1 pseudogene is annotated in these 489 nt (G+C 47.4%); it reads right to left on the bottom strand.

From position 1 onward, the window contains the following. Positions 1-116: 116 nt before the first annotated feature. Positions 117-489: pseudogene (locus tag E3E51_RS12920) on the bottom strand (EutP/PduV family microcompartment system protein); the annotation flags it as partial.

Here is a 489-nt window from a genome sequence, read left to right as displayed (position 1 = left end):
AGAGAGCGCCTGAATTTTTTTCTCCTTTTAAGTGCTATCGTTAAGTACTGTTAACCCTGAAAACTTTACGCTACCGTTAACCCACTGGAGTTCATGATATTAACGGTAAAAAGGCATCAGAGCTCCAGTTCTTCCCGGTACTTTCTCAGTTCCTTCTCCATTATGCGCTTTGCCTGCTCCTCGACCATGGGCTTTACGAGCTCTATAACGCGCTCCTTCAGCCTCTCAAGGCCTTCGCCATTGAGCGCCGAAATTCTGAGTGGTTCAAGTCCCTTAGCTCTGACGAACTCCTCTACCTTTCTAATCTTCTCCTCGTCTGCTATGTCCACCTTGTTGAGGACTACGATGAATGGAAACTCGCCGAATTCACTGTAAATTTCCTCGAACAGGTGGGTCTGCTCTTCAATCGGATAACCGCAGTACTCGCTGGGGTCGAATATATAAACTATCACCTTTCCGAGGTGCTTTAAGGCGAGGATGGCCTGTCTC

This window comes from Thermococcus sp. 21S7 (assembly GCF_012027615.1).
In the GTDB taxonomy this organism is placed as follows: domain Archaea; phylum Methanobacteriota_B; class Thermococci; order Thermococcales; family Thermococcaceae; genus Thermococcus.
Note: the sequence above shows the minus strand (reverse complement) of the source record. Positions and strands in the feature narration are given on the sequence as shown.